The sequence below is a fragment of the Pseudomonas sp. R62 genome (assembly GCF_000257605.1).
GTDB classification, from domain to species: Bacteria; Pseudomonadota; Gammaproteobacteria; order Pseudomonadales; family Pseudomonadaceae; genus Aquipseudomonas; species Aquipseudomonas atacamensis.
The window spans coordinates 33,993-40,910 of sequence record NZ_JH635998.1; the positions used below are offsets into that span (position 1 = coordinate 33,993).

The 6,918-nt window shown below is 62.7% G+C and carries 2 protein-coding genes; one reads left to right on the forward strand and one right to left on the reverse strand.

Going from position 1 to position 6,918, the window contains the following annotated elements; genetic code table 11:
• On the reverse strand, positions 1–5,934 hold a 5,934-nt coding region (locus OQK_RS01665), incomplete at its 3' end, for a non-ribosomal peptide synthetase (RefSeq protein WP_038860411.1).
• Between the two features lie 370 nt (positions 5,935–6,304).
• Here OQK_RS01665 and OQK_RS01670 point away from each other — a divergent pair.
• A complete protein-coding gene (locus OQK_RS01670) occupies positions 6,305–6,859 on the forward strand; it encodes an RNA polymerase factor sigma-70 (protein ID WP_008088195.1) in 555 nt (184 codons plus the stop codon).
• Positions 6,860–6,918: the final 59 nt, after the last annotated feature.

Genomic DNA, 6,918 nt, shown 5'->3' on the forward strand with positions numbered 1-6,918 from the left:
GGCGGTCATGGTCATGAACAGGGTCAAACCGTTTTGCGCATTGAACGCCCGCACCCGCGCGGCGAGATCGTCACTCAGATCGAAACGGAACAGCTCGCCCTGATGGCTCTGCACCGGTGGACGCGGACGGTCGCCGGGCAGTTCCAGCAGCGGATGTTCGCGACCGAGCTGCGCGGTCCAATAATCGAGCTGGCGCTGGCGCTCGCCGGACTCCAGCCACTGACGCTGCCAGACGCTGTAGTCGAGGTATTGCACCGGCAGCGGCGCGAGCGGTGATTCGCGCTCATCGACGAACGCTTCATACAGCGCACTGAGTTCACGGGCAAAGATGTCCATCGCCCAGCCTTCGGTGACGATGTGGTGCAGGGTCAGGACGAAGTAATGCTCGTGCTCGGCGGTCTTGACCAGACAGGCACGCAGCAACGGACCGGTTTCCAGATCGAACGGCTGGTGCGCTTCTGCATCGGCCAGTTGCTGGACTTGTAGCTCCCGGACTTCTGCCGGCAGGCTGGAGAAATCCTTCCAGCCCATGCGCACGCCGGTCTCGGCATGCACCTGTTGGCGGGCGACGCCGTCAACGCTGGGGAACGTAGTGCGCAGGGTTTCGTGGCGCAGGATCAGCGCCTGCAACGCCGCCTCGAAATGCTCGACATGCAGCACGCCGCGCAAGCGCGCCATGCCGCCGACGTTGTAAGCCGGGCTGTCCGGTTCCATCTGCCAGAGGAACCACATGCGCTGCTGCGAATAGGACAGCGGCACCGCTTGGCTGCGGTCGATTTTTGCAATCGGCAACTGTTGATTGGTGCGGCCGCTGGCCTGGATCAGGCGAATCTGTTCGGCGTAATCGCCCAGTTCGCTGTGCTCGAACAAGGTGCGTAGCGGCAGTTCGACGTCACAGGCCTGACGTGTGCGCGAAATGATTTGCGTGGCCAGCAGCGAGTGACCGCCGAGGGCGAAGAAATCGTCACGCAGGCCGATCTGCTTCAGACCCAGCACTTCGCACCAGATCGCGGCGATTTGCTGCTCCAGTTCGCTGACCGGTTCGATGTGTTCACGCACTTGCCATTGCGGCTCGGGCAAGGCGCGGCGGTCGAGTTTGCCGCTGGGGCTCAGCGGCATCGCGTCGAGGCGCAGCAATTGTGCGGGCACCATGTATTCCGGCAGCTCGGCAGCGAGGGCAGCTTTCAGCCGAATAATTTGCTCATCTGCATTTTCCTGCGCATCGCTCGCCGTGAAGTAGCCGATCAGTTGCGCGCCGGCAGCGGTTTCGCGCACCAGCACCACGGCCTGGGCCACGCCATTTTGCGCCAGCAGTCGCGCCTGGATTTCTTCCGGTTCCACGCGAAAGCCGCGCAGCTTGACCTGCTGGTCGAGGCGACCGAGGTATTCGATCACGCCATCCGAGGACCAGCGCGCACGGTCGCCGGTGCGGTACAAGCGGGCGCCCTGCTCGCCCAGTGGATCGACGACAAAACGCTCGGCGTTCAACGCCGGACGACCCAGGTAACCGCGAGCCAGACCGATGCCGCTGATGCACAACTCGCCCGGCACGCCCGCTGGCACTGGATTGAGATCGGCATCGAGAATGCGGCAGACCACATTGCCCAGCGGCCGGCCAATCGGCGAGCGCTCACCATCGGCAGTTGTGCAGTGCCAATGGGTGACATTGATCGCGGTTTCAGTCGGGCCATAACGGTTGTGCAATTGCACCGCCGGCAGTTGCGTCAGCACACGGTTGCGCAACTCGGCGGGCAAGGCTTCACCGCCGGAAAACACCCGGCGCAGGCTGGTGCACTCGGCACTCAGCGGCTCGTCGATGAACAGCGCCAGCAGCGGCGGGACGAAGTGCAGCGTGGTCACGCCGTATTGCTGGACCCGTTGCGCGATGCGATGCGGGTCGCGGTGCTCGCCGGGGGCGGCAAGCAGCAGACGCGCGCCGCTGATCAGCGGCCAGAAGCATTCCCACACCGAGACGTCGAAACTGATCGGCGCTTTTTGCATCAGCACGTCGGTTTCGTCGAGGCGGTAAGTGTCCTGCATCCATTGCAGGCGCTCGGCCAGCGCGGCGTGGGTGTTGCCGACGCCTTTCGGTTGCCCGGTGGAACCCGAGGTGTAAATCACGTAGGCGAGGTTGTCGCCGTGCAGTCGCAGTCCCGGTGCCTGGCTCGGCCATTTATCCAGGTGCAGCGCATCCATGGCGATCACGCTGACGCCATCGCTGGCCGGCAGACGCTCGAGCAATTGCGTCTGGGTCAGGAGCAGTTCGACGCCGCTGTCGCGGAGCATGTACGCGAGACGCTCGACCGGATAATCCGGATCAAGCGGCACATAGGCGCCGCCGGCCTTGATGATCGCCAGCAGACCGATCAGCAGTTGCGGCGAACGCTCGGCAGCAATGGCCACGCACACGTCCGGGCCAACGCCTTTGTCGCGCAGGTAATGGGCGAGCCGGTTGGATTGCGCGTGCAACTCGGAAAAATCCAGACTACCGCCGTCCCACACCAGCGCAGTGCGTTGCGGGGTGTTGCGCAATTGTTGCTCGAGCAGTTCCGGCAGCCAGTGTTGCGCCGGGGTGCACGGAGCGACGCTCCAGTCCTTCTGCTGATTCTGCTCGCTGGCGGTCAGCAAGCGCAGATCGCCGATGGCCTGCTGTGGCTGTTCGCAGACCTCGCTGAGCAGATTATGGAAATGCTCGGCCAGGCGCTCGATGGTCGTGGCATCGAACAGTTCGCTGGCGTAGTCGAACGCCAAGCTCAGACGACCGTTGCGATCCTCTTCGCTGTGCAATTGCAGATCGAACTTGGCCTCGCGGCTGTGCCACGGCAGTTCTTCGGCGAGCAGACCGGGCAGGCGCTTGAGTGCACTGAGGTCGCGCTGCTGATGGTTGAACATGACCTGGAACAGTCCCTGTTCGCGGGCCTGCGGGAAAGCTTCGAGCAGTTGTTCGAAGGGCAGATCCTGATGGGCCTGGGCGCCGAGTGCGGCCTGGCGGGTCTGGTTCAGCAACTCGGCAAATGTCAGGCGCGAATCGATTTGCGCACGCAACACCTGGGTATTGATGAAGAAGCCGATCAGGCCTTGGGTTTCCAGGCGCGGACGGTTGGCGTTGGGCACGCCGATGCGAATGTCGCGCTGACCACTGTAGCGGTGCAGCAAACTTTGCAACGCAGCGAGCAGAAGCATGAACGGCGTGGCTTCGTGAGCCTGCGCGGTCTGGCGGATCGCCTCGCTGAGTTTGCTACTCAAGCGCACGCTGTAGCGTGCGGCGCTGTGGTTGTGTCTGGCCGAGCGCGGGTGATCGGTGGCCAGTTCCAATGGCGGATGTTCTTCGCCCAGTTGCGCTTTCCAGTACGCCAGTTGCCGCTCGCCCTCGCCTTGCGCCAGCCATTGCCGCTGCCAGTTGCCGTAATCGGCGTATTGCGTGGGCAGCGCGGCCAGTGTCGCCGTTGCACCTTGAGTAGCGGCGGCATAGAGACGCGAGAATTCGTCGAGGAGAATATTCAGCGACCAGCCGTCAGCGATGATGTGATGCAGGGTCACCAGCAGTTGATGTTCTTCGTCATCGAGACGCACCAGTGTCACCGACAGCAACGGGCCTTTTTCCAGATCGAACCGAGTGCGCGCCTCGTCTTCGCGAATCTGCTCGGCACGGGCTTCATGCTCGGCCATTGGCAGGTCGCTGATGTCGATCAGATGCAGGTTGAATTCGGCAGCGGCGAGCACTTGCTGCAATGCCACACCGTCGCGTTCGAAGAAACGTGTGCGCAGTGATTCATGGCGTTCGATCAGTTGCTGGAAGCTGCTGCGCACGGCGTCTTCGTCGAGTTCACCACGCAGGCGCAGGCCGCCGGGAATGTTGTAGGCGCTGCTCTGTGGATCGAGTTGCCAAGTGATCCACAAACGGTTTTGTGCCAGCGACTGCGGCATCGGCTCACTGCGCGACAAGGTGCTGATCGGACCTTGAGCGCTGCCGCCGTCCTGGTTTAGCTGCGCCACAGCGGCGGCGAAGGCAGACAGGGTTGGCGCTTCGAACAGCAGGCGCAGGCTCAGCTCGACACCGAGTGCTTCGCGAACCCGCGCCACCACTTGCGTGGCAGCGATCGAGTTGCCGCCGAGCAGGAAGAAATGGTCGTCGCCACTGACCTGCTTGACGTTGAGTTGCTCGGCCCAGATTTGCCCGATCAACGCTTCAAGGTCCGAAGTGCTGCTGGTCGCGTTTTCCGTTGCGGCTGTGATCGAAGGGAACAGCGCGTAACTGTCGAGGCTGCCATCAGCCAGACGATTGCGGCACGCCGAGCGCTGCAGTTTGCCGCTGGAGGTTTTCGGCAACGCGCCCGGATTGAGCAGCACCACCACGCTTGGCGCCTCCTGATACGCCTCGGCCACGGCTTGGCGAATGGCTTTGATCAGCGCATCTGGCGCAAGGATTTTCTGCACGCTGCGGCTGATTTCCGCAGCGATGCCGATGCCCTCTTCGCCGTCGTGGGTGACCGCGAACGCCGCAACGCGGCCCTTGCGCACCACTTCGACTTCGCGCTCGACGGTCTGCTCGATGTCCTGCGGATAGAGGTTGTGTCCGCGGACGATGAGCATGTCTTTCAGGCGCCCGGTGACGAACAACTCGCCCGCACGGATAAAACCCAGGTCGCCGGTGCGCAACCAGGTGCGGCCGGCGTGCTGGACAAAAGTCTTGGCGCTGGCTTCGGGGTTGCGCCAATAACCGTGGGCGATGCTCGGGCCGGCGGCCCAGACTTCGCCGACGGCGTTATCGGCGAGTTCTTCGAGGGTATTCGGTTTGACGATCAGCACCGCGTGCTCAGGCTGGCTGATGCCGCAGCTCATGATCGCGCTGCCATCGCCCGGCTCGGCGCGGTTTTGCGCGAGCGCCTGATCGTCCACGCGCAGCGCCGGGATGCCGGTGCCGCGCGGTGTGCCAGCGACAAACAGGGTCGCCTCGGCCAGACCGTACGAGGCCATGAAGGTGTTGTCGCTGAAACCGCAAGCAGCGAATTTTTCGGCGAAGCGCTCGAGGGTATCGAGACGGATGGGCTCGGAACCGGAATAGGCCACGCGCCAGCGGCTGAGATCGAGGCGCTCAAGGGCCGATTCGCTGACCCGCTCACTGCACAAACGGTAGGCGAAATCCGGGCCGCCGCTGATGGTGCCGCCGTATTCGGCGATCGCTTCCAGCCAGCGCAACGGCCGGCCGAGGAAGTAGGCCGGCGACATCAGAATGCACGGCACGCCGCTGAATATCGGTTGCAGCAGACCACCGATCAAACCCATGTCGTGATACAGCGGCAACCAGCTGACGATGACGTCGTCCGGGTTGACGTTGATGCCGAAACCGTGACGGATCAGCAGTTCGTTGGCGACCAGATTGCCATGGCTGACCTGCACGCCCTTGGGCAGCGCGGTGGAGCCGGAAGTGTATTGCAGAAAGGCGATGTGTTCGGGCGGCAGGCTCGGCTCAATCCAGCTTTCGGCCAGTGCGCTGTCGAGGGTGTCGACACACAGCAGCGGCGGCGCGCCGTCGATTTGTTGCAAGGCATCGCGCAGGTCGGCGCTGGTCAGCAACAGCTTGGGCTCGGCGTCGGCGATGATCGACAGCAAACGCTCCTGATGGTGACGACGGGCGGATTCCGGTGGATAGGCCGGTACCGCAATCACACCGGCATACAGGCAGCCGAAAAACGCCGCGACGTAATCCGCGCCGCTGGGAAACAGCAGCACCGCACGCTCACCGAATCCAGCCTGAGCCTGCAACGCAGCGGCGATGGTGCGCGCGCGTTGATCCAGTTCCAGATAGCTGAGCACCACGGTCTGTTCCGGGTTTTCGGCGAGAAAACGCAAGGCCAGTCGGTCCGGCGTCAGGGCCGCGCGACGCTTGAGGGCATGGACCAGGGTGCTGGGGAGTTCGAACGCGTCGGTCATGAGGTTTCCTGCCTGAATTCGGCTTGCAAGTGGAATCGGGTGGCTGCGTCACACCTGTCGAGAGGCGTGCGGGGCGCGGTCTGTGCCGACCGCGCAAGGCATCGGAATGCGCTGAGGCCGGGGATCTGCACCCGGGCCATTCACCAATGAGAACGGATGGAGTGGGGAAATAATTAGTCGGCAGGCGCGACGTCCAGCGGGGCTGGGGTGCGGCGGCGTGTCGCAGTTGGCAAAACACATCGCCTTACAGCAATACCTCTCTTTCTCATTTGACAATCATTATCATTCAACATAATTTGTCGCTCGATGTGTAGGACGGCGCCGTCCCCCGAGGCCCTCCCACTAACCTATTGGCAGCAAGGTGATTTCCATGACGGAACAAGTATCCACAAGCAGGTGCGATTCACCGCTACTTCAGGCATTCGTCGACAATCGACTGATTCTGGTCAAGATTGCAGCCCGCATTACCGGTTGCAGGTCTCGTGCCGAAGATGTGGTTCAGGATGCGTTTTTCCGACTGCAATCGGCGCCGCCGATCACGTCGTCGATCAAGGCTCAGCTGAGCTACCTGTTCCAGATCGTGCGCAACCTCGCCATCGATCACTACCGCAAGCAGGCGCTCGAACAGAAATACTCAGGCCCGGAAGAGGAAGGCTTGAACGTGGTGATTCAGGGCGCTTCGCCGGAAACTTCGCACATCAACTTCTCGACCCTCGAACACATCGCCGATGCGCTGACCGAACTGCCCAGCCGCACCCGTTATGCCTTCGAGATGTACCGCTTGCACGGCGTGCCGCAGAAAGACATCGCCAAGGAACTGGGCGTATCGCCCACTCTGGTCAACTTCATGATTCGTGATGCGCTGGTGCACTGCCGCAAGGTCTCGGGCAGTCGACGGGATGCGGTGATTGCGGGTCGTCGTTAGGATCCGGATTCTGCGTCAAGCCATTCGCGAGCAGGCTCGCTCCCACAGGGTTTGATCAA